Genomic DNA, 22,893 nt, shown 5'->3' with positions numbered 1-22,893 from the left:
CCACGGTCCTTAGTTGCGATTGGATTAGATGAGGAGGCCTTTGGCCCACTCGACGAACAATTCGGGCCAGGCCGCGACCGGCTTGCCCGGGGTGCCGCGCAGACCGAAGCCATGCCCGCCGCGCGCGAACAGATGCGTCTCGACCGGGATCCCCTTCGCACGCAGCGCAGCGCGCAGCAGGATCGCGTTCTCGACCGGTACGGTCGCATCGTCCTCGGCATGAAGCAGGAAGACGGGCGGGGCGTCGGCGGGGACGTTGAGGTGCGGCGAATGCGCGCGTTCCAGCGCTGGAGAGGCGTCCTTGCCGACCAGCTTCTCGCGCGAACCGGGATGCGCTTCGGGCGCGGTCATGCTGACCACCGGATAGACCGGCGCCGCGGCGATGGGACGCGCGGACAGGGCGTCGGCGGCATCGACCGGATCATAGGTGCGCACCGCAAAGCGCGTGAGCAGATCGGCACAGAGATGCCCGCCGGCGGAGAAACCCATTGCGGCGACCCGCGCGGGATCGACGCCATAGGCGGTCGCGCGATGGCGGATCAGCCGCATCGCGCGCTGGGCATCGGAGAGGGAGACATTCGGCCCCGCTGCCCATCCCTCGCTGGGTAGGCGATAGAAGAGGACGAAGACGGTGAAGCCGCGCACCGCCAGCCAGCGGCCGAGCTCATAGCCCTCCTTGTCGATCACGATACGGGTGTAGCCGCCGCCGGGCATGATCATCACCGCGGCGCCATTGGGCCTTTCGGGGCGAAACACCGCCATGCGCGGCCGGGAAATACCGCTCACCGCACGATCGGCGAAACTCTGGCCCGTGCCGCGTTCGACGACGGTCTCGACCGGCGGTGTGGCGGGCATGCCCGGCGCGCCCTTGGGCCACAGGTCGATCGTCTCGGTCGGGTCAGGCTCGCGCGCCGGCCCCGGCATTCCGGTGGCCGGCGGCGCGGTTTGGCCAAGGGCGGCGGAGGCGAACACCGCCCCGCCGCCCGCAGCCGTCAAAAAAGCACGGCGGCCGGGCCGAAATAATCTCTCGTTCCGGTCCGCCATACTCCCCCTCTCGGTCACATCTTGAAGCGCGCGCCGACCAGGATGGTGCGGCCGAAATGGTTGTTCTCGTAGTTGCGGCGCGCATTCACGTCGTTCCAGCGCTCGCGATACGCATCGGTGAGGTTGGTACCCTCGACCGACAGTTCGAGATAGTCGGTCAGCTTGTAGCGGACCGACGCATCGACATTGGTGATCGCCTCATAGCCCTCGAAGATGTTGCCCGTCGCCGAGCCGGCATCCGCGAAGGGGCCCCGATAGCTGACCGACGCACGCGCGCTGAACTTGCTGTCCTCGTAATAGAGGGTCGCATTATACTGGCGCTTGGACAGGCCGTAGAGCGTCGACTCATAAGGCGCTGAGGGCAGTGCGCCGCCCGGCGTCGTCGCGGGTCCCTGCTGGGTGTAGATCGCCGTCGAGTCGATGAAGGTTGCGTTCACGATGCCGCCGAAGTTCGACAGGAAGCCGGGCAGGAACTTGAACGGCGCCTGGATCGCGACCTCGACGCCCTTGACCGATGCACCGCTGCCGTTGCCAGTGGTCGAGATCGTCCAGATCGGCTGCGACAGCTGCGCCGGGTTGAGCGCGGCAGGCGAGGAGGGGACCAGCACCGACGGCGACAGGCCGGTTTCGGTGAAGGTTCCGGTCCGCGTGATCGCCACCGGGAAGCTGGCGATGTCCTTCTTGAACAGCCCGACCGAGACGATCGACTGGGGGGCGAAGTACCATTCCAGCGCCACGTCGAAATTGGTCGCGCGGAACGGCTCGAGGAACGGGTTGCCGCTGGTGATGCGATAGTTGAACCCGTCAGCGGTACCGCCCGGCGTCAAATTGCCGAGCGCGGGGCGTGTCATCACCTTGGCGATCGCGCCGCGGATGATGACGTTTTTCGCGGGATAGAGCGCCAGGTTGAACGAGGGCAACCAGTCCTCATAGTCACGCTTCACCGTCACCACGACGTTGCTGTTGATGCCGTAGGAGGACTGGTCGGTCTTCACGTAACGGATGCCCGCGTTGAGCGCATAGTCGAGGCCGAGCAGCGCGCCCTTGGCGTCGAATTGGAGGTAGACGCCCTTGGTCTCCTCGCGCACGCCGCGGTTGTTGCCGACGTCGAGGCGCGCCGTGCGGCCATAGAGGTTGGTGAACGCGGTCGTGGCGTCGAGGTTCGGAATCAGCCACGACGTCGTCGTTCCGCCCGGCGCGTCGGCGCCGTGCAGGTTGAACACCTCGGACAGCGCGGACGTGACGGGGAAGCCGTAAATCGCGGCCGGGCCGAACGCCGACGAGGGCGAGCAGGTGATGGTGCCCAGCACCAGATCGGCGCCGCCATTGCCGCAGACCGCGGTGTCGCGGGTAAAGGCGGTGATGTCATAGTCGTAGCGCCGCCACACGCCGCCGGCCTTGACCGTGAAGCCTTCGGTCACGTCCCATTCGGTACGAAGCTGTGCGGTCTTGAACTGGTTGACCACATCCGAAGGCCGGTCGCGGATTTCGGCGAGCTGGAAATTGCCCGGCGTGGTGACGCTGGTCCCGAAGGTCAGCGTCGGGAACATCGGATCGCGATAGTCGTAGCTGTAACCCTGCGCGTCGCGATCGTCGAACACGACCGTGGTCTCGACCGGCACCGACGCGTCCGACTTCGAATAGCCGCCGATCAGGGTGAAACGGAATTTGTCACCGATATCCTGATCCCAGCTGCCGCCGATCTGGTAGAATTCGGTCTGGCTCTTGCGGAAGAAATGCTCGGTCCGGACCCACGCGTCGTTGAGCGTGGCCGCGATCATGTTGTTGTTCGAATCGTACACCGGGCTGACGACGTTGATCGAGCGCTCGTTCGAGCGCAGCAGCACCTCGCCCCATTTCTCGCGGCGGTCGGCCTTGAACTTGGAATAGAGGCCGTCGATCGACACCCTGGTCGCGTCCGTGGGCGACCATTGGATGCTGCCGGTCAGGCCGAGGCGCTCGCGCGAATGGGTGACTTCGCCATAGCGCGGGATGCGCGGGTGGAAGGACAGCGCAGCCTTGTCGCATGCTGCGCTGGGCACATAGGTGCCGCCGCTGTTCTGCGTGGTCCAGCAGTTGACGCCATCGACCGAGTCGAACCGGGCCTGGGCCCAGCGCACGGTGTTGTTGCCGATCTCGCGGGTCTTGGTCTTCTGGTATGCGGCGGAGATCGAGGCGCCGAGCGTGCCGTCGGGCGACTTCCAGCTCAGCAGGCCCGCGACGCGTGGCCCCCAGGTATCGGACAGGTCGTTGTAGCTGCCTTGTCCGGAGAGGGCGAAGGTCAAGCCTGCCTTGCCCTTGAGCGGGTTGCCGGTGTTGAGATCGACCACCGCGCCCAGCGATCCTTCGTCGAGGTCGGCCGACGCGGTCTTGTGCACCACGATCGAGCTGAACAACTCGGAAGCGAAGACGTTGAAATCGAATGCGCGGTCGCGATTGGCGGCGGCGCCGTCCGAAGAGGTCGTGATCGTCTCAAGCCCGTTCACCCGGACGCGGGTGAATTGCGAAGGAAGGCCGCGCACCGTGATCGAGCGGCCTTCGCCGCCGTCGCGCTGAATGGCGATGCCCGGGATGCGCTGCAGCGATTCGGCAAGATTCTGGTCGGGGAATTTGGCGATGTCCTCGGCGACGATCGCATCGACCGCAGCGACCGATTCGCGCTTCACGTTCAGCGCGGCGTCGAGCGATGCGCGGAAGCCCGAAACGACGACTTCCTCGGGCTCCTGGGTGGCAGGATCGGCGGTCTGCGCGTCCTGCGCCTGAGCGGCGGTAGCGATAACAAAGGCGGATGCGGCGGCGAGCAGCCGCGCCTCCCGGCGGCGTAGAGTGACACGCATGAAACTTCCCCTCTCAATCGGTGTCAGATGACACCGGTAGCTATTTGCTGCCTGCAGCCGTCCGGCAGCGGGCAAAATGACATTCGGGAGGGGTGCCTTGCCGCGATTCGCGGCGAAATCAGCGCGATCCTCCCGTTTTCGCCGCGTTGTCGCGGTCTCGCACCGGTAATTTTCTGCTTGAGAAACCGGTGTCATTGGCACATTGTTCGCTAAAGCCGCTCATGTCAAGAAGGCGGTTCGAACGGCGAATACGGGCTGCCGCCCCGGATCAGCGGCGTAGAGAGGGATGCCGGAATGCGCTTGATTCTGCTGATTCTGGGCGCGCTGCTGCTGGGCGCGGCCGCGTCGCCGTCGCCTGCGATACTCATCTTCAGCCACACCACCGGCTATCGCCATGCCTCGATCGAACCGGCGATCGCGGCGATCACCGCGTCGGCCAAGGCCAAAGGCTATGCGGTCACCGCGAGCGAGGATCCGGCGCTGTTCGACGACAGGGCGACGCTCGAGCGCTTCGACACGATCGTGCTGCTGAATACGACCACACGGCCCAAGGAGAATGCGTCCGGCGAATGGCTCACCGGCGCGCGGCGCGACGCGCTGCAGGCGTTCGTGCGCGGCGGCGGGGGGATCGTCGGCGTGCATGGCGCCGCGGACTCGCACTATAATTGGGACTGGTACGGCCGGATGATCGGCGCCCGTTTCGCGCGGCATCCATCGGGTACCCCCAAGGGCGCGCTGACCCGGGCCGAGCTCGATCACCCGTCGATCCGCGATCTGCCGGCGACGTTCGAGGCGGTCGACGAATGGTATTGGTTCGACGATCTCGACCCGCGGTTGCGCCCGTTGTTGCTGCTCGACCCCGCCTCGATCGGGGAGAAGGGCGCGAACCCGCGTCCGATCGCCTGGGCGCACGGGTTCGAGGGCGGGCGCGTCTTCTACACCGCGCTCGGCCACGCGCCCGAAGCCTGGTCGGATCCCCGCGTGCTCGGCCATGTCATGGGCGGGCTCGACTGGACGCTGGGCCGCGGCGCGCGGGCGATGGTGGTGATCGACGAAGCCGCAAGGCAGCGCGACGAACCCACGCCGCATGGCAAGATCGGGATGAGCACCGCCTGGCGCATCACCGACGGCGTGCCCGGCCGGATGATGGAATATCGCAGGCGTTCGCTTCACCCCGGCTCGGCGATCGGCGTCCACCCGATCGACCATGACGAAGTCTATGCGGTCGTCTCGGGCGAGGGCGAGGTCGTTTCCGACGGCCAGACCGCGAAGCTCAGGCCCGGCATGACCGCCTATCTCTACACCGGTGCACAGGTCGGCATCCGCCAGACCGGCAAGGCGCCGCTCGTCCTCATCATCAGCTATCCGCTCGAAAAGGTGCCCCAGAAATGATCTCACGCCGTACCCTGCTCGCCGCGTCGGCGACGCTCGCGCTGACTCCCGGTACCGCGTTGTCGCAGACCGTGTCGAAGGCGCAGATCGCGGAGACGATGAAGCGGGCGACGCGCTTCATGGTCGAGCAGCTGGCCTATCGCGGCGGCTATCTCTGGTCCTACCTTCCCGATCGCTCGCGCGTCTGGGGCGAGATCGAAGCGTACAAGACGATGGTCTGGGTGCAGCCGCCCGGCACCGCGACGATGGGGCATCTCTATCTCGACGCCTATAGCGCGACCGGCGACGCCTATTATTACGAGGCCGCGGCCAAGGCCGCGGAATCGCTGATCGCGGGACAGCTGCCCAAGGGCGGCTGGGGCTATTTCATCGATTTCGGCGGGCCGGCCTCGACGAAGCGCTGGTACGACACGATCGGCAAGAACGCCTGGCGCATGGAGGAATTCCAGCACCATTGGGGCAACGCCACCTTCGACGATCAGGGCACGGGCGAGGCGATCCGCCTGCTGATCCGCATCTACGCCGAAAAGCGTGAGAAGCGCTTCAAGGCGGGACTCGACAAGGCGATCGAGTTCCTGCTCGCGAGCCAGCTTCCCAATGGCGGCTGGCCCCAGCGCTGGCCGCGCGTCGCCAATGGCGGGCTGCACGGCAAGCCTGACTATACCGGCCTGATCACCTTCAATGACGGCGTCATCCACGACAATATCGACGTGCTGCTGACCTATCACCAGGCGATCGGCGACCCGCGCATCGTGCCCGCGATCGAGCGCGCGATGGACATCTATCTCAAGACCCAGCAGCCCGCGCCGCAGGCCGGCTGGGGTCTGCAGCACACGATGGACCTCAAGCCCGCGGGCGCCCGCACCTATGAACCCGCGGCGCTGGTCACCCACACCACGGCGTCGAACATCGAGCAGCTGCTGAACTTCTACAAGCTGACCGGCAACGCCAAATATCTCGCCCCGGTCCCGGCGGCGCTCGACTGGCTGGAGAGCGTCCGCCTGCCCGCTGAGCTTCAGGTGGGCGGGCGGCAATTCCCGACCTTTGTCGAGATCGGCACCAACAAGCCGCTCTGGGTGCATCGTCGCGGGTCGAATGTCGTCAACGGCGAATATTATGCCGATTACGACCCCGCGCACACGATCGGCCATTACAACGCCCGCCGCTCGGTCGATACCGCCAGGCTGCGCCGCGACTATGAGAAGCTCAAGGCGACGCCGGGCGGTGTGGCATCGAAGGACTCGCCGCTGCTCAAGGGCCGCCAGCCGCTGGCGAAATACTGGCTTGCTGCGGTCGAACCGGGGTCGGACAAGAATGTGACCGGCGGCAAGAATGCCGGGACGCTGGTCGGATCGCTCAATGCCGAGGGCTGGTGGCCGACTCAGCTCAAGGCGATGAGCCATCCCTATGCCGGTCCCGGATCGAAGACTGTGGCACCGGGTGACTTCCGCTCGACCGATGTCGGCGACATCACCGACACCTCGCCCTTCGACGTTGAGAACGGTCCGATCGGCATCTCGACTGGCACCTATATAGATCATATGATAACATTAATTGGCGCGCTCCGAGGCGCCGGATGACATAGGAGGTGGCATGCCCGGGCGGGTTGTTTGCGTATCGTTGCTGGCATTGGCCGGCGCCCTTCCAGCCCAGGCAGAAACCGCCCCGTCCAGCGACCCCTGGTATGTCCGCGAGGACTTCAAGCCGGTCCGCCGCATCGCGATCCGCGTCGCCAACGACCTCGACCAGCCGGTGCGCGCGACCCCGGTGGCGATCACCCCGGCCCAGATCCCCGAGCTTGCGGGGATGCACGAGCTGACGGTGACCTTGGTCGATCCCAAGGGCACGCCGCGCCCGGTGCCGACCAAGGAGCAGCTCGCGGTGATGGGGCCGCACGGCATCCGGCAGGAAGCCAACGGCCGTCAGCTCGACCTGCAGATGGACGATCTCGACAAGGACGGCGTCTGGGACGAGCTGTTCTTCCAGGCCGACCTCAAGCCGCGTGAGACGCGCACCTATTATCTCTATCTCGGCTTCCACCAGCGCGGCTGGAACCCGCATGGGGCGGCGGCGGCGATCGGCAGCTATTCGCGGCACATGGTGCCCTTCTGGGAATCGGGCAATGTCGGGTGGAAGCTCTGGTTCCCCGACAGCGCCGATGTGTACGGCAAGCGCAAGAACCTCCTCGTCGCGCCGCAGATCCTGACCCAGAACTGGGACGGCTATGCCGTCGCCTATGTCGATCCGGCCTATGGCTCGGACATCATGTCGGTGGACGACAGTTTCGGCGGCGGCGGGATCGGGCTGTTCGAGACGCCGGGCAGCGACCATGTCTCGCGTCCGCGTTTCTCACCCAGTGCCGATGCGGCGGAGCGGTGGAACACCAACCAGCTCAAGGACACGCGCTACGCGTTCGAGGTGATCGTCAACGGCCCGCTGCGCTCGATGGTGCGCGTGAAGACGATGAACTGGAACACCGGCAAGGGCCGCTATGCGCTCGAGCAGGTCTACACCGCCTATGCGAACCACAATTACGCGACCGCCAAGGTGCGGTTCCAGCAGTGGGAGCCGGGCGGGAAGGGCGTCGAATTCGCTGCGGGCATCCGCAAGAAGGCGGGCGAGACGCTTGGCCTGCGGCAGGGCGGCGTGGTTGTCACCACCGCGCCCGAGGCGATCCGCAATCCCGACGACACGGACTCGACCCAGAATGCGCTGACTGTCGCCTATGCCGGGATCGGACTGGCGGTGAAGGACAGTTACCGCGCCCGCCACGTCCCGGTCGCGCAGCAGCAGGGCAACGAGGTGTTCCGCTTCCCGCAGCGCGCCGACGGCACGTACGAATATATGATCGCCGCCGGCTGGAGCGAAGGCGAGGTGCTCAAGACCGCCGCCGAGTTCCGCGACTATGTGGTGGGTGTGGCGAAGGAGTATAACGCGCCGGCGCGGCTGGCGGGCTATGCGGTAGAAGCGAAGGAGTAGTGCATTCTTCCTCGACCGTCATCCCGGCACAAGGCCGGGATGACGCTTGAGCCTAAGTCCCCGGCTGGATGTACGGCACCCGCGCGAACAGCTCGCGCTGCCACTTGCGCGGATCGTTCTCGACCCGGCTCTTCGCATCGAAGACCATCGTCTGCCGCAGCGGCAGCATATGCTTCGGCCACGCCGGCACCGCCGCGCCATTGGGGTCTCCCTTGGCGGCGAAATTGACGAAGGCGCGCATCATCGTCGCCGATGCTGCCTGTGCCGCCGGGCCGGTGCCCGACATCGTTCCCTCGGCGCCGATCGTGCCGAACACCAGCGGGATGTCGTGCGTGTGCGCGGCGCCGCGTTCGGGCTCGATCGGCGAGGTGAAGTCGAGCTGATAGACCCAGGCCGGGACGCCGGCCTTCGCCCGTTCTTCGGCCTCGATCACCTGTCCGCGCCAGCTGCGCCCGGCGGTGGTCGCGGCGTAGAAGATTTCGGCCGGGGTCCATGAGGGGAATTGCTTGCGATACTCGCCGACCACCCATTCGGGGTGCGCGTCGATGCGCAAACGGGGTGCGATGCGATCGGCAAGGTTGGTCCAGTCGAGCGTGCGGATCACTTCTGATTTCGGATCGTCGAACGCGCGGGTCTCGTCGCGCGTGTTGCCGAGGATCAGCGGGATGGAATTGCCCAGCGGATTGGCGTCGGGCCAGAAGGGGTGGCGGGTCAGCCACTTCATGTCGAGCACCGGACCCATATAGACTCCGCCGCCAAGGATCGGGTCCTCGGCGCGCAGGCCGTCGATCAGCTTTTCGACCGGCATGTCGGCGAGGTCGCCGGGCTTCGCCTTGAGCCGGTCGAGCAGCGCCTGTGCGCGGCGGGTGGCGTTCAATGGCCCGCTGGCGGTGACCTGCTGGCCGGACATGGTCGCGGCGCGGTGGAACAGGCCTTTCGCCGCTGGCATGCCCATCAAGGTCGCGATCTTGGCGCCGCCGCCCGACTGGCCGAAGAGCATGACGCGGCTCGGGTCGCCGCCGAAGCCCGCGATATTGTCGCGGATCCATCGCAGCGCGAGGATCAGGTCGAGCTGGCCAATGTTGCCGCTATCGGGGAAGCGCGGGTCGAGCCGGGCGAGGTAGAGATAGCCGAGCGCGTTGAGCCGGTGGTTGACCGTGACGACGACCACATCGCCCTTCTCGGCGAGCGTCGCGCCGAACACCTGCGGCTCGATTACCGTGCCGTTCGAGTAAGCGCCGCCGTGGAAATAGACCATCACCGGGCGGCGTGCGTTCGCGCTGGCGTCGGGCGTCCAGACGTTGAGGAACAGGCAGTCCTCGCGCTGGTTGGCTACCCGCCCGGTCTGCGGGCAACTCGCGGCGAACGCGGTGGCGATCAGCGTATCGCGGGACGCCTCAGGCGCCGTGGCGGGACGGAAGCGGGTGCTGCTGGTGTCGTTGCCGTAGCGGATGCCGAGGAACGCCCGAACCCCGCCATCGCGCTTGCCCCGCCAGCGCCCGCCTTTCCCGACCGCAACCGGATCGGACTGGGCGAACGCGCCGGAGGGCAGGGCGGCCAATGCCGCGCTCGCCCCCAGCAGCGTCCGCCGCTGAATCACCGCCTGACGTCCAGTCCGCCCTCGAGAAACGCGTCGATATCCGCCTGGCGGAACAGGCTCGCGTCGCCCGGCAGCGAATGTTTGAGGCAGGTGAGCGCGAGGCCCGAGGCGACGGTGCCTTCCAGATCCTGCCCCGACAGCACGCCGTGCAGGATGCCCGCGGCATAGGCGTCGCCCCCGCCGATCCGGTCGATGATCCCGGCGACCACGACTTCCTCGGTCTGGTAGCCGCGCTCGGGCGTATCGACCCGCGCGGCGATGCGATGCCGGTCGGCATCGTCGACATGGCGCGCGGTCGAGGCGATGCGCTTCAAATTCGGGAAGGCGGCAAAGGCGGCTTCGGCGGCCTCGCGGCGGCGGTCCGCTCCGTCGCCCGAAAAGGTCTTGCCGAGCAGCAGCGAGACGTCGCGATGGTTGCCGAACATCGTGTCGGCAAGGCTCACCAGCTCGGTCAGCACCGCGCGCGGATCGCTGTCCCAGGCTTCCCACAGGCGGGCGCGGTAATTGCCGTCGAAGCTGATCGCGACGCCCAGCTCCTTGGCGGCACGCGCGGCCTGAAGCGCGGCCTGCGCCGTCGCCGGGCCGAGCGCGGGGGTGATGCCCGACAGATGCAGCATTGCCGCGCCGCTCAGCAGCGTCTTCCAGTCGAACGCGTCGGCCGGCGCGTTGGCGAAGGCGGAATCCGCGCGGTCATAGACGATGTCCGATGCGCGCAGGCCTGCACCCTGCGTCAGGAAATACAGGCCCATGCGGCCGTCGCGATATTGCACGCCGCTGGTGTCGGCGCCCTGACCGCGCACGAACTGCACCGCGGCGCGGCCCAGCGCATTGTCGGGCACTGCGCTGACCATCGAGACGGCGTGGCCAAGATTGGCGAGGCCGATGCCGACATTGGCCTCCGCGCCGCCGACGACCACGTCGAGCCGCGGCGTCTGCATCAGCAGTTCGCGCCCCGGAGCGGTCAGGCGGAGCAGCAATTCCCCGAAACAGACGATACGGCCGGCCATGATGTCTCCCTTGTACGCGCCGGCGTCAGCGCGCCAGCCAGCCGCCGTCTACCGCGAGGATATGGCCCTGCACATAGTTGGATGCGCTCGACGCGAGGAAAACCGCGGCGCCGCCCAGGTCGGCGGGGTCGCCCCAGCGGCCGGCGGGGATGCGCTCCATGATCTGGCGGTTGCGCGTCTCGTCCTTCTGCAGCGCGTCGGTGTTGTTGGTGGCGATATAGCCGGGCGCGATCGCGTTGACGCAGATGCCCTTCGACGCCCATTCGTTCGCCAGCAGCTTGGTCAGTCCGCCGACGCCCGATTTGGACGCGGTGTAGCTCGGCACGCGGATGCCGCCCTGGAAGGTCAGCATCGATGCGATGTTGATGATCTTGCCGCCTCCATTCGGAATCATGTGGCGCGCAGCGGCCTGACAGAGGAAGAACACCGACTTGAGGTTGGTGTCCATCACCGCGTCCCAGTCCTCCTCGGTGAAGTCCACCGAGTCCGCACGGCGGATGATGCCGGCATTGTTGACCAGGACGTGCAGGCCGCCGAGCTTCTCCACCGCCTCCGCGACCACGCGGCCGACCGGCTCGATGCTCGACAGGTCGGCGCTGACGATCTCCGCCTTGCGGCCGAGGTCACGGACCTTCTCCGCGGTCTCGGTCGCGGCGGAGCGGCCGACGAGCGCGACATCGGCGCCCGCCGCGGCAAGGGCGAGGGCAATGCCCTGGCCGATGCCGGTGTTGGCGCCGGTGACGATAGCGACCTTGCCCGAAAGGTCGAAGGGGTTGCTCATCATGCTTATGCCAGCTGGCAGATGTCGAGGACGTTCATGTCGGTATAGTCCTGGTTCTCGCCGGCCATCGCCCAGATGAAGGCATAGGCCTTGGTGCCCGCGCCCATATGGATCGACCAGGGCGGCGAGATCACCGCTTCCTCATTCTGCATCACGATGTGGCGGGTCGCCTCGCCCTCGCCCATGAAGTGCATCACCCGATCGGTGTCGAGATTGTCGAGCTCGAAGTAGAAATAGATCTCGCTGCGGCGCTCATGGATGTGCGGGGGCATGGTGTTCCAGACCGAGCCGGGCTTGAGCACGGTCAGGCCCATCACCAGCTGCGCGCTGTCGCACACGCCGGGGATGACGAGCTGGAAGATGGTGCGCTCGTTCGATTCCGCGAGGCTGCCGCGCTCCAGCGCATTGGCGTCGGCGATCGACAGCTTGCGGGTTTGGAAGCCCTTATGCGCCGGGCACGAGGCAATGTAGAAGCGCGCGCCCTGGCCGCTGAACTCGACATCCTTCGCGCCCATGGTGACGTAGAGGCAGTCCTTGTTGCCCAGCGTGAAGCTTTCGCCGTCGACGGTGATCGTACCCTCGACGCTGCCCACGTTCACGACCGCCATCTCGCGGCGCTCGAGGAAGGGGTGGCCCTTGGCCGAGGCCGGTTCTTCCTGCGCAGGCAGCTTGACCGGGGCCGCGCCCACCGCGACGCCGCCGATCACGAACCGGTCGGCATGGGTGTAGTTCAGCACGACCTCGCCCTCACGGAACAGGCCCTGGATCAGGTAGCGGTCGCGCAGCTCGTCGTTGGAGACGCACTCCATCATGTCGGGATGGGTGGCGTAATAGGTGCGATCGAACATCATGTGGCTCCGGATAGAAGGGTCAGGCCGCCTTGGCGGCGGTAAGGGGCTGGTCGAGCTTGTACGCCTTGCGGACGAGGCCGTTGGTCAGCTCATAGGCGAGTTCGGCGGCTTCCCAGTCCTGCATCCGCCCTTCGGCGACGAGGCGGGCGAGGAAGGCGCAGTCGACCCGGCGCGCGACATCGTGCCGTGCGGGGATCGAGAAGAAGGCGCGCGTGTCGTCGTTGAAGCCGACGGTGTTGTAGAAGCCCGCGGTCTCGGTGGTCATCTCGCGGAAGCGGCGCATCCCCTCCGGCGAGTCATGGAACCACCAGCTCGGCCCGAGGCGCAAGCACGGATAATGGCCGGCCAGCGGGGCCAGCTCGCGGGCATAGGTACTCTCGTCGAGGGTGAAGAGGATCACCGTCAGGTCCGGCTCGTTGCCGACCACGTCGAGCATCGGCTTCAGCGCATGGACATAGTCGGTGCGCGTCGGGATGTCGGCGCCCTTGTCGCGGCCATGGCTGTGGAACAGCTTGGCATTGTGGTTGCGGCACGATCCGGGATGGATCTGCATCGTCATCCCGTCCTCGACGCTCATCTTCGCCATTTCGGTGAGCATCTGCGCGCGGAACAGCTCGGCATCGGCCGCGTCCCACTTGCCGCCGACGATGCGCCCGAACAGCGCCTCGCTGTCGGCCGCCGAAAGATTGGCGGTCTGTGCCGTCGCAAAGCCATGGTCGGTCGCGGTCGCACCCGCAACACGGAAGTCCGCGCGGCGCTTGCGGTGCGCGGCGAGATAGCCTTTCCAGCTGTGCACATCCTCGCCGGTCAGCCCCGCGAATGCCTCGAGTGCGCCCTTGAACGCCTCATGCTCGACATCGATCACCGAATCCGGGCGATAAGTGGTGACCACGCGCCCGCCCCAGCCCGACTTGCGGATCGCCGCATGATGCTCGAGCGGATCGTCGGCGCCCTCGGTGGTGGCGAGGAAGTCGATCTTGAACCGCTCGAACAGCGCGCGCGGGCGGTATCCCGGCGACGCCAGCGCGGCGTTGATCGTGTCGTAATAATGGTCGGCGGTGCCGGTTTCGAGCAGCACGTCGATCCCGAACACCTCCGCAAAGACATGGTCGAGCCACATGCGCGACGGCGTGCCACGGAACAGGTGATAGTTGCTCGCGAACAGCCGCCAGGCCGCACGCGGATCGGTGGCCGGCACGCCATCGATCCGCGGCACCCGCAGCGCGTCGAGATCGACACCCTGCGAATAGAGCATGCGGAAGACATAGTGGTCGGGCGCCAGGAACAGCTCGGTCGCATTCTCCCACGCATCGTCGGTCGCGAACCATGCCGGATCGGTGTGGCCATGCGGACTCACGATCGGGAGACCGGCGATCTCCTTGTACAGGTCACGCGCAATGCCGCGGGTGGTGGGATCGGCCGGAAACAGCCGGTCGGGATCGAGTGCCAGGGGGCGCACTTTCACATTCCTCTCACTTGGTGTCCGATCCCGGTAACCGGTGTCAGACTGGATTTCAACCAGAGTCTCCGTGCACCGGCTCCGGGAGAGCGAATCCGGCAGCGCGGGGACAGCCGCTATCATATTTCACGGCTGGAGGGAGAGGGGAGAGTAAGCGTGCACGGCCGGACTTCGGCGCTTCAGCCTAACGGGAAGGCTCCGGTCTGCGGGCCTATCGCCGCCACCAGCCGAGCAGCCGTTGCCGCCGCTTCGTGGAATTGAACCGCGAGCGGCGGCGGTCGCGCGCGCGATGGAACGCGGTCATCGCGAAGGTCATGGCAACGGCGGCAAATGCGATGACGATCGCATAGGCAAGGCTCTGACGGGGATCGATAGCGTGTCTCCGGCTGGTAAGCGGGAGCGCGCAAGGTCTCTCAGCCAGCGGTGCTTAGGAAAGAAGGTCCGCTGATGCCGGCTTTCTAGCAGGCGGGGGATGGTGCCACCAGCGAAAGCCGGTGCTTAGCCGAGAACGTCGCGGGCGGCGGTGAAGGCGATCGCTGCGGCGCGCGCATCGGCGGCACTGCGGCGACGGGTGCGGGGCTGGTAGGGCGCCTCGCGGAGGGTAAATTGATGTCGTTCGGTCTTTAGATGTTCGAAATTCACGTAGGTTCCTGTTGAAGAAGATGTTGCTGCTCGCGCTGGGCGCGGGCGCGATCGACGCTTTCCTGCCGCTTGGCCATGTCGAGCCAGGCGGCTTCGGCGCGAAGACAGCGCTCGCGGACATTCTCGAGCGTTGCGGCTTCGGCATCGGCGCGCGCACGCGCCGCGTGTTCACGATAGGGGATTTGCGCCATCCTGGCCTCCATTCTGGCGTGGCGCGTGCGGCGCGGGGCCGCACGCGGATCGCGGATTACTCTGCGGGCTGAAGATTGACCGCGGCCATCTTGCCGCGGCGATCCTCTTCCAGCTCATAGATCACGCGCTGGTTCTGGTTCAGCGTGACCATGCCCGCACGCTCGACCGCCGAGATATGGACGAAGGCGTCGTTGGTGCCGTCGTCCGGGGCGATGAAGCCATAGCCCTTGTCGGCGTTGAAGAATTTGACGGTGCCGGTGATGCTCATGGGTAACTTCCTTCTGGTTGAGGGCGAACCGAGTACCGGATCGCCCGGTGCCGCGGCTGCAGAAAGAAGGAAGTGGGGGCCGCAAAGCTCCGGTAACCGTCGATTTGCGACTGTAGCGATGTGTATATCGGGAGTATTATTGTTTAATACAAGGTCTGGCTTGAAAATATTGCCTTCGAGATCCATTTCGTAATCATCGCTGAAAGATTTTCCGTAAGCTTCAGTGGCTGAGAGACAAATCGCGCTCCCGCTTACAATGGACGGGGCGGATTCTATGGATCTCGACGAACTCCTTCATCGTCATCAGATGTCGCTGATGTGCGCGCAGAATGCGTCCTGTACGGAGGCGCGAATCGTCCACGAGGGGCTGGCCGAGTTCTACGCCGGCCGCATTCGCGATCTGCGCCGAAAGCCGCAGGAGAACGCGCCGCTGGCTCTGGGCGTGTCCAGCGGGCCCGGAGCGATCTGATCCGGCGGCTTCGGCCTGCATTCGGATAGGGGCTGCGGTGCGCGGGAACTCGGGCCCGAGGCGATCAGGCTGCCGTCGAAGCTGCGCATGCTGCAGGTCGCGCGCCGCGCGGCAGGCACAAAAAAACGGCGCACCCGATCGAAACGATCGTCGGATGCGCCGTTCAATCTGACTGAGGCCCGATGTGATTCGGAGCCCGGCCCGTGTCAGGGGCTGTCGGGAGTGTCGTCGCTGTCGGCCAGAACGATCGCGCCGCCGATGATCGCGATGGTCGCAAGCACGCCGATCAGAACTGCGGGAGCGAGCTTGTTGCTGTCCCCGGCATCGGTGGATGCGCGTGCGGCTGCAACATTCTTCACGGACAGTTTCGCAGCGGCGTCTGCCTGTGCAAGGGCCGGTGAGGCCGCAATGCTCAGGGCGGTGGCAGTTGCGACAAACAATTTCAGTGCGCGCATGGTATCCCCTTTAACCATGAGTTGACGTTCGAGGCCTCTCATAGCCACGCGGCCCAAGTCAACTACGGACAGTTAAGTATCCGTTACAATGCGCGATTTTCCACGCGATTTTTTCTGCCTTGGGTCTCACTCACCCGGCGGCGCCACCGATGCCCGCCGGATCAGTGTCGAAACGAACAGCGATTCTCCGCTTTCCTCATCCTCGCCGTCGCCGATCAGCTTGAGCGCCGCGGCGCGGGCCATTGTCGCGATCGGCCAGCGCACGGTGGTGAGCGGCGGCCACAGATAGGACGCGATCGACGTGTCGTCGAAACCGACGATGGACAGGTCGCGCGGCACGTCCAGCCCGCGCTGGCGGGCGGTATGCAGCACCCCCGCCGCCATCGCATCGTTCGAGCAGAACACCGCGGTCGGGCGCGGAGAGAGGTCGAGCAAACGTTCCGCGGCGCGCATCCCCGATTCGAACGTATAGTCGCCCTGTGCGATCAGCGTGCGCTGGATCGGGATGTCGGCATCGTCCAGCGCGGCCTCATAGCCCTGGGCGCGCTCGAATGCGGAGCGGAAGCCGTGCGGCCCGAGCACCAGCCCGATGCGCTTGTGTCCATTCTCGATCAGATGCGTGACGGCGCCGCGCACCACCTCGCGGTCGTTCGACGCGACCATGTGCGCGGCATCGTCGAACACCGCCGATCCCATGCGGACATAGCGCGTGCCGATCTCGACGCAGAGTGCGGCCAGCGCGTCATTGTCCGAAATCGGCGGCAGCAGCATCACGCCGTACGGGCGCTGGCGCTCGAGGAAGCGACGGATATCGTCGAGCATCGTCACCGACCCGCGATCGACCGGGTGGACGATCAGCTCGAACTCGGTGTCGCGCAGCACCTCCAGCAACCCCTGCTGGACGTTGAGCACCATATGCGGGTTGGGGTTGTCGTGGATCAGCCCGATCAGGAAGTTGCGGCGCAGCGCCAGCGCGCGCGCCTGCGGGTTGGGGACATAGCCGATATCGGCGATCACCTTCTCCACTCGTTCGCGCGTCTCCTCGTTGAGAAGGGGGGAACGGTTGATCACGCGGCTGACGGTCTTCTTGGAGACCCCGGCCAGCCGCGCTACATCGTTGATCGTCGCCTGCGCGCTTTTCTTCATGACCAAGTGCATAGCGCGCAAGCGAGCCCTAGCCAATCGCGGCGCATGAGGCTAATGACACCGGTAGTCGTATGATGAATCCTGCCGCCCTCCGAATCCATGGTGCCGATACCGTCGCCACCGCCCTGCGCAACCTGGTGGCGGGCGAGGTGGTGCTCGGCGTCACCTTGAGCGACGCGATCCCGCGCGCGCACAAATTCGCGCTGGTCGCGCATGCGCCGGGCGATCCGGTGCTCAAGTTCGGCTTCCCGATCGGGCAAGCGACCGCGGGAATCGCGCCGGGCGATCATGTCCATGTCCATAATGTCGCGACCGCGCTGGCGGGCGAGGCGGCCTATGGCGGCGGGGCCGGGGCCGAGCGTGCGCAGGCACAGGCGTCGGCCATCACCTGGCGCGGCTATCCGCGCGCCGACGGCCGGGCGGGGACGCGCAACGAGATCTGGGTGCTGCCCACCGTCGGTTGCGTCGGCCGCACCGCGCAGAAGATCGCAGCGAAGGCCGAGGCGCTGCTGCCCGAGGGCATCGACGGCGTCCACGCCTTCGCGCATCCCTTCGGCTGCTCGCAGCTCAGCGACGATCTCGACGGCACGCGCAACATCCTCTCGGCGCTGGCGCAGCATCCCAATGCCGGCGGTGTGCTGCTCGTCGGGCTTGGCTGCGAATCGAACCAGCTTTCGGCGCTGCTCGAAACGCTTCCCGAAGAGACCCGCGCCCGCGTCCGCACCGTCGGGGCGCAGTCCTCGCCCGACGAGATCGCCGAGGGCGTCGAGAAGGTGCTCGAACTGGCGCAGCTCGCCGCGACCGCGCAGCGTGAGGAAATGGGCCTCGACCGGCTGGTGCTGGGGGTCAAGTGCGGCGGCTCGGACGGCCTCTCGGGTCTCACCGCCAATCCGCTGGTCGGGATCATGGCCGATCGCATCACCGATTCCGGCGGCTCCGCGATCCTCACCGAAATCCCCGAGATCTTCGGTGCCGAGCAGTTGCTCATGGCGCGCGCCGCCGATGCCGAGACCTTCGACGCGATCGGCGGCCTCGTGAACCGCTTCAAGCGCTATTTCATCGACCATGGCGAGCCGGTGTCGGAGAACCCCTCGCCCGGCAACATCGCCGGCGGCATCACCACGCTGGAGGAAAAGAGCCTCGGCGCGGTGCAGAAGGGCGGGCAGGCGATCGTCACCGACGTGATCGACTATGGCGACCGGGTGAAGCGCACCGGGCTGACGCTGTTGGAGGCGCCCGGCAACGACGCCGTCTCCTCGACCGCCTTGTCGGCGGCGGGGGCGACGGTGATCCTGTTCACCACCGGCCGCGGTACGCCGCTCGGCTTTCCCGCGCCGACGCTCAAGATCGCGTCCAACTCCGATCTCGCTGCGCGCAAGCCGGGCTGGATCGACTTCGACGCAGGGCAGGTGCTGACCGACGGCATGGACATCGCCGCCGACGCCCTGCTCGCGCGCATCGCCGCAATCGCATCGGGCGAGGAAGCCGCCGCCGAGCGCAATGGCGAGCGTGAAATTGCAATCTGGAAGCGAGGCGTAACCCTGTGAGCCGATTGACGCTGGAAACGCTGCGGACTGTCCCCGCGGCGATCGCGAAGCCTGCCTATGATCCCGCGACGGTCTCGACCGGCGTCGTTCATTTCGGTCCCGGCGCCTTCCACCGCGCGCATCAGGCGAGCTATTTCGACACCGTGCTGGCGAACGACCCGCGCTGGGGCATCGCCGCGGTCTCGCTGCGCTCGGGCGGCACGGTCGAGGCGCTCGCCGCGCAGGACGGGCTCTACACGCTGGCGGTGCTCGATCGCGAGCCGTCGATGCGCGTGATCGGCGCGCATCGGACATGGATCGGCCCGGGCGGCGGCGCGCAGGTCGCTTCGCTGCTCGCCAAGCCCGAGGTGCGCATCGTTACCTCGACCGTGACCGAGAAGGGCTATTGCCTCGCCGGTGACGGCACGCTCGACATGAGCCATCCCGACATCGTCGCCGACCTTCAGGGTGGTGAGCCGCGCAGCTTTGTCGGCTGGCTGGTTCAGGGCCTCGCGGCGCGGCGTGCTGCCGGGGCGGCGCCGTTCATGGTGCTGTGCTGCGACAATCTCTCGGGCAATGGCGGCAAGCTGCGCGCGGCGACGATCGCGCTGGCAGCCGAACGCGACCCTGATCTGGCGAAGTGGATCGCCGACACCGCGGCCTTCCCCGACACGATGGTCGATTCGATCACTCCCGCCAGCGATGACGCGCTCTATGCCAAGGTCGCGGCGGAGCTCGGCGTTGCCGACCGCGCGACGGTGCAGCGCGAAGCCTTCACCCAATGGGTGATCGGCCCCTACACGCTCGCGGACGGGCCTGACCTCGCCGGTGCGGGGGCAACGCTGACCAGCGATGTCGGCGGGTACGAGCGCGCCAAGCTGCGCATCCTCAACGGCCTCCACTCCAGCCTCGCCTATCTCGGCCTGGCGATGGGGCTGGAGACGGTTGCCGATACGATGGGCACGGCGCCGCTCGCGGCCTTTGCCGAGCGGCTGGCGCTGCAGGACATCGTGCCCGTGCTCGATCCCGTCGCCGGGCTCGACCATGCCGCCTATACCCAGGCCGTTCTCGACCGTTTCCGCAACCCCGCGATCCGGCATCTGCTGTCGCAGATCGCCTGGGACGGATCGCAGAAGCTGCCCTATCGCCTGCTCGACACCACCGCCGCGGCGATCCGCGCGGGCCGCCCCGTCGACCGCCTCGCGGTGCCGGTGGCCGCATGGATGCACTTCGTCGCGCGCCGCGCGGCGGCGGGGGAGGCGATCACCGATCCGCTCGCCGCGCCGCTCGCCGATGCCGCAGCGGGCGCCTCGCCCGCGCAGCTCGCCGAACGGCTGTTCGCCTTCGAGTCGGTGTTCCGGCCCGAGATCGCCGGCCATGCCGCCTATCGCGCTGCGGTGGCCGCGGGAGTCGAGGCGCTGGCCGAGGGGCGCGTGGAGGCGCTGCTGGCGCGTTGATTGCGCCCCTTGTCAATGACACCGGTTTCCACTACCCCGTCGCTTCAAGAACAGAGCGAGGGGTGGATGAGTAGTTTGGACGCGATCGCGCAGGCCTTCGTCACGGCGCGCCGCACGGCAACCGGATTGCCCGATTATCCCGGCACCCCGCCTGAATCGCTGGACGCTGCCTATGCGATCCAGGATCGCGCACGGACGCTGAACGGCGGCCAAGTCGCCGGCTGGAAGGTCGGCCGGATCAATCCGCCGCTCGATACCCAGCTCGGCACGAACCGCCTTGCCGGGCCGATCTTCGCGGACAGCGTGCGCGACGGACGCGGCGAAATCCCCGTCATGCCGGTCTTCGCTGAGGGCTTTGCCGCGGGCGAGGCCGAATTCCTGCTGCGCATCGCGCGCGCGCCCGATCCCGCCAAGACCAGCTACACCATGGACGAGGCCGCCGATCTGATCGACGCGGTCCATGTCGGGATCGAAGTCGCGAGCTCGCCCTTTCCGGGGATCAACGCCTTCGGTCCGCTCGTCACCATCTCGGACTTCGGCAACAATTACGGGCTGGTGATCGGGGATGCGATTCCGGACTGGCGGACCCTCGACTTCGTCGACTGGCCGGTGACCTTGCTGATCGACGGCGAGCAGGCGGGCGCGGCGACCGCGCGCGCGATGCTCGACGGACCGGTCGGCGCGGCGCGCTTCCTGTTCGAGGCGATGGCCCAACGCGGCGTCGCGCTCGAAGCCGGGCAGTGGATTTCGTCGGGTGCGGTAACCGGTGTACATGAAGTGCCCGTCGGTGCCACAGTGACGGCAACCTTCAATGGCATGCAGGTGAGCTGCTCGATCGAAGCGGCCAGGCCTCGATAACCGGGACCGAACAACCGGGCCCCGGAAAACGGGGCGGGTAAGAGGAGAAGACTGAATGGACGCGAGCCAGGCCGACGGTATCCGCACTGCGGCCGCCGCCAAAGCGGGGCGGTACCGCTGGATGATCGTCGCGCTGCTGTTCGCGGCGACGGTCATCAACTATATCGACCGCCAGATGATCGGCGTGCTCAAGCCGACGCTGATGCAGGACCTCCACTGGTCCGAACGCGATTTCGCGGGCGTCATCATCTGGTTCCAGATCGCCTATGCGATCGGCTATATCGGCTTCGGCAAGTTCGTGGACATGGTCGGCGCGCGCGTCGGCTATGCGGTCGCCTTCGTCATCTGGCAGCTCGCGCATATCGCGCATGGCGGCGCCTATTCGATGACCCAGTTCGCGATGGCGCGCTTCGGCCTTGGCATCGGTGAATCGGGCAACTTCCCGGCGGGCATCAAGGCGGTGACCGAATGGTTCCCGGCCAAGGAGCGCGCCTTTGCGATCGGCGTGTTCAACGCGGGCGCGAACATCGGTGCGGTGATCACCCCGCTAGTGGTGCCGCTGATGGTGATCGCCTGGGGCTGGCGCATGGCGTTCGTCGTCACCGGCGTCATCAGCTTCGTGTGGCTGATCGCCTGGTGGGCGATGTACCGCAGCCCGCGTCAGCACCCCAAGGTCAGCGAAGGCGAACTCGCCTGGATCGAGCAGGATCCCGCCGACCCGGTCAAGCCGATCGGCTATGGCACCGTGCTGACCCGCAAGGAGACCTGGGCCTATTCGCTGGGCAAGTTCTTCATCGACCCGATCTGGTGGTTCTTCCTCTTCTGGCTGCCGGGCTATCTGTTCAAGCAGTACGACCTCAACCTGCTGACCTTCGGCATCCCGCTCGCGGCGATCTACCTGATCTCCGACGTCGGCAGCGTGTTCGGCGGCTGGATGTCGTCGAAGCTGATGAAGGCGGGCAGGTCGGCGAACTTCGCGCGCAAGGTGACGATGTTCGTCTGCGCCTGTCTCGTCCTGCCGGTGGTGTTCGCCGAATCGATCACCAGCGTCTGGGTCGCCGTGCTGGTGATCGGCGTCGCGACCGCGGGCCACCAGGCCTTCTCGGCCAATCTCTACGCGCTCCCCTCCGATCTGTTCCCGCGCGGCGCGGTCGGATCGGTCGTGGGCATTGGCGGCACGGTCGGTGCGGTCGGCGGTATCCTGATGGCCTTCTATGCCGGCGAGATTCTCGATCGCCTCGGCGTCTACTGGCCGCTCTTCTGGGTCGCGGGCAGCGCCTATTTCGTCGCGCTGCTGGTCGTTCACCTGCTCTCGCCGCGTCTCGAGCCGGTTAAAGTCGACTAAATCGCTTGATATTATCTATCCGTAGTCCCGCTTTGGGCGCAATGAAGCAATGCTCTCATTGCGCCCGCCGCGGGAACGGGGCAATCACTGTCCTATGACGGCAACACTCAAGCTCGACGCATTCCTGCCCTACCGCCTTTCGGTGGCGTCCAACCGTGTGTCGGGCGCCATTGCGGGCGCCTATCAGGCGCTGTTCGGCCTGCGCATTCCCGAGTGGCGGCTGGTCACCGTGCTCGCCGAATTCGGGGCGATGAGCCAGCAGGCATTGTGCGGCCGCACTCAGATGGACAAGGTGACGGTCAGCCGTGCCGCGATCTCGCTCTACGAACGCGGCCTCGTCACGCGGACCCCCAATCCCGACGACCAGCGCTCGCATCTGCTCGAACTCAGCATCGATGGCTGGGCGCTCTATCGCCAGGTCGCGCCCAAGGCGCTCGAACTGGAACGCCGCATCTTCGAAAGCCTGTCCGACGCCGAGCAGGCGCAGCTGCGCAATATGCTCGAGCGGGTGGAGAATGTGGCGGCGGCGATCGGCACCGGGGGTTGATCGGCACCCGCTCCCTCGTTTAATCGGGCACTCCCTCC

General features: G+C 66.6%; 21 protein-coding genes and 1 pseudogene. 10 read left to right on the top strand and 12 right to left on the bottom strand.

The features are described from left to right. Positions 1 to 24: 24 nt before the first annotated feature. Positions 25 to 1,044: an alpha/beta hydrolase gene (locus AC07TU_RS00230; RefSeq protein WP_495185907.1), complete on the bottom strand. Its 1,020-nt coding sequence runs from the start codon at positions 1,042 to 1,044 to the stop codon at positions 25 to 27. A 14-nt stretch (positions 1,045 to 1,058) separates the two neighbouring features. Next, positions 1,059 to 3,881 (bottom strand): TonB-dependent receptor, encoded by a 2,823-nt coding sequence (locus AC07TU_RS00225; RefSeq protein ID WP_495185906.1) that lies wholly within the window; start codon positions 3,879 to 3,881, stop codon positions 1,059 to 1,061. A 294-nt stretch (positions 3,882 to 4,175) separates the two neighbouring features. Here AC07TU_RS00225 and AC07TU_RS00220 point away from each other — a divergent pair. The 4 genes and pseudogenes from AC07TU_RS00220 to AC07TU_RS00205 all read left to right on the top strand — a co-directional run. Beyond that, positions 4,176 to 4,886, top strand: a pseudogene (locus tag AC07TU_RS00220) (ThuA domain-containing protein); the annotation flags it as partial. After that, a complete protein-coding gene (locus AC07TU_RS00215) occupies positions 4,878 to 5,273 on the top strand; it encodes a cupin domain-containing protein (protein WP_495186869.1) in 396 nt (131 codons plus the stop codon). The pseudogene AC07TU_RS00220 and the gene AC07TU_RS00215, both read left to right, overlap by 9 nt. Then, positions 5,270 to 6,853: a pectate lyase gene (locus AC07TU_RS00210; protein ID WP_495185905.1), complete on the top strand. Its 1,584-nt coding sequence runs from the start codon at positions 5,270 to 5,272 to the stop codon at positions 6,851 to 6,853. Before AC07TU_RS00215 ends, AC07TU_RS00210 begins: the two co-directional genes overlap by 4 nt. Positions 6,854 to 6,866: 13 nt before the next feature. Beyond that, complete coding sequence (locus AC07TU_RS00205; RefSeq protein WP_495185904.1) at positions 6,867 to 8,252, top strand: DUF4861 family protein; 1,386 nt, start codon at positions 6,867 to 6,869, stop codon at positions 8,250 to 8,252. Positions 8,253 to 8,304: 52 nt separating this feature from the next. Here AC07TU_RS00205 and AC07TU_RS00200 read toward each other — a convergent pair whose 3' ends face one another. The 8 genes from AC07TU_RS00200 to AC07TU_RS00165 all read right to left on the bottom strand — a co-directional run bounded on the left by AC07TU_RS00200 (position 8,305) and on the right by AC07TU_RS00165 (position 15,052). Then, positions 8,305 to 9,852 (bottom strand): carboxylesterase/lipase family protein, encoded by a 1,548-nt coding sequence (locus tag AC07TU_RS00200; RefSeq protein ID WP_495185903.1) that lies wholly within the window; start codon positions 9,850 to 9,852, stop codon positions 8,305 to 8,307. Beyond that, on the bottom strand, positions 9,849 to 10,859 hold the full coding sequence (locus AC07TU_RS00195; protein ID WP_495185902.1) for a PfkB family carbohydrate kinase: 1,011 nt from the start codon (positions 10,857 to 10,859) through the stop codon (positions 9,849 to 9,851). Before AC07TU_RS00195 ends, AC07TU_RS00200 begins: the two co-directional genes overlap by 4 nt. A 25-nt stretch (positions 10,860 to 10,884) precedes the next feature. After that, positions 10,885 to 11,640, bottom strand: a complete 756-nt coding sequence (gene kduD / locus AC07TU_RS00190; RefSeq protein WP_495186868.1) for a 2-dehydro-3-deoxy-D-gluconate 5-dehydrogenase KduD — start codon at positions 11,638 to 11,640, stop codon at positions 10,885 to 10,887. A 5-nt stretch (positions 11,641 to 11,645) separates the two neighbouring features. Continuing rightward, positions 11,646 to 12,488, bottom strand: a complete 843-nt coding sequence (gene kduI / locus AC07TU_RS00185) for a 5-dehydro-4-deoxy-D-glucuronate isomerase (RefSeq protein ID WP_495186867.1) — start codon at positions 12,486 to 12,488, stop codon at positions 11,646 to 11,648. Between the two features lie 22 nt (positions 12,489 to 12,510). After that, a complete protein-coding gene (gene uxaC / locus AC07TU_RS00180) occupies positions 12,511 to 13,950 on the bottom strand; it encodes a glucuronate isomerase (protein WP_495185901.1) in 1,440 nt (479 codons plus the stop codon). A 498-nt stretch (positions 13,951 to 14,448) separates the two neighbouring features. Continuing rightward, positions 14,449 to 14,592, bottom strand: a complete 144-nt coding sequence (locus AC07TU_RS00175) for a hypothetical protein (protein ID WP_495185900.1) — start codon at positions 14,590 to 14,592, stop codon at positions 14,449 to 14,451. Next, positions 14,589 to 14,783, bottom strand: a complete 195-nt coding sequence (locus tag AC07TU_RS00170; protein WP_495185899.1) for a hypothetical protein — start codon at positions 14,781 to 14,783, stop codon at positions 14,589 to 14,591. The genes AC07TU_RS00175 and AC07TU_RS00170 overlap by 4 nt, the downstream gene beginning before the upstream one ends. Positions 14,784 to 14,839: 56 nt before the next feature. Further along, complete coding sequence (locus AC07TU_RS00165) at positions 14,840 to 15,052, bottom strand: cold-shock protein (protein ID WP_495185898.1); 213 nt, start codon at positions 15,050 to 15,052, stop codon at positions 14,840 to 14,842. 274 nt (positions 15,053 to 15,326) lie between these two features. Here AC07TU_RS00165 and AC07TU_RS00160 point away from each other — a divergent pair, with 274 nt between their 5' ends. Beyond that, positions 15,327 to 15,521 (top strand): hypothetical protein, encoded by a 195-nt coding sequence (locus AC07TU_RS00160; RefSeq protein WP_495185897.1) that lies wholly within the window; start codon positions 15,327 to 15,329, stop codon positions 15,519 to 15,521. Between the two features lie 206 nt (positions 15,522 to 15,727). On the opposite strand, the gene AC07TU_RS00155 is transcribed toward AC07TU_RS00160, so the two are convergent. Together AC07TU_RS00155 and AC07TU_RS00150 are read right to left on the bottom strand one after the other, a co-directional pair. Beyond that, the gene (locus tag AC07TU_RS00155; protein WP_495185896.1) at positions 15,728 to 15,880 is read right to left on the bottom strand and encodes a hypothetical protein; all 153 of its coding nucleotides are present in this window, start codon (positions 15,878 to 15,880) and stop codon (positions 15,728 to 15,730) included. 222 nt (positions 15,881 to 16,102) lie between these two features. Then, entirely contained in the window at positions 16,103 to 17,122 is a 1,020-nt protein-coding gene (locus AC07TU_RS00150; RefSeq protein WP_495185895.1) for a LacI family DNA-binding transcriptional regulator, read from the bottom strand. A gap of 74 nt (positions 17,123 to 17,196) precedes the next feature. Here AC07TU_RS00150 and AC07TU_RS00145 point away from each other — a divergent pair, with 74 nt between their 5' ends. The 5 genes from AC07TU_RS00145 to AC07TU_RS00125 all read left to right on the top strand — a co-directional run bounded on the left by AC07TU_RS00145 (position 17,197) and on the right by AC07TU_RS00125 (position 22,855). Then, positions 17,197 to 18,669 (top strand): UxaA family hydrolase, encoded by a 1,473-nt coding sequence (locus AC07TU_RS00145; RefSeq protein WP_495185894.1) that lies wholly within the window; start codon positions 17,197 to 17,199, stop codon positions 18,667 to 18,669. Then, on the top strand, positions 18,666 to 20,105 hold the full coding sequence (locus AC07TU_RS00140) for a mannitol dehydrogenase family protein (RefSeq protein WP_495185893.1): 1,440 nt from the start codon (positions 18,666 to 18,668) through the stop codon (positions 20,103 to 20,105). The genes AC07TU_RS00145 and AC07TU_RS00140 overlap by 4 nt, the downstream gene beginning before the upstream one ends. A gap of 66 nt (positions 20,106 to 20,171) precedes the next feature. Then, positions 20,172 to 20,963: a 2-keto-4-pentenoate hydratase gene (locus tag AC07TU_RS00135; protein WP_495185892.1), complete on the top strand. Its 792-nt coding sequence runs from the start codon at positions 20,172 to 20,174 to the stop codon at positions 20,961 to 20,963. Between the two features lie 55 nt (positions 20,964 to 21,018). Then, on the top strand, positions 21,019 to 22,308 hold the full coding sequence (locus AC07TU_RS00130) for an MFS transporter (RefSeq protein ID WP_495185891.1): 1,290 nt from the start codon (positions 21,019 to 21,021) through the stop codon (positions 22,306 to 22,308). A gap of 94 nt (positions 22,309 to 22,402) precedes the next feature. Further along, positions 22,403 to 22,855, top strand: a complete 453-nt coding sequence (locus AC07TU_RS00125) for a MarR family winged helix-turn-helix transcriptional regulator (protein ID WP_495185890.1) — start codon at positions 22,403 to 22,405, stop codon at positions 22,853 to 22,855. Positions 22,856 to 22,893 lie beyond the last annotated feature (38 nt).

Source organism: Sphingomonas sp. GW821-FHT03E12, assembly GCF_059420685.1.
The sequence above is the reverse complement of the archived record's forward strand: the minus strand, read 5'-3'. Positions and strand labels throughout refer to the sequence as shown.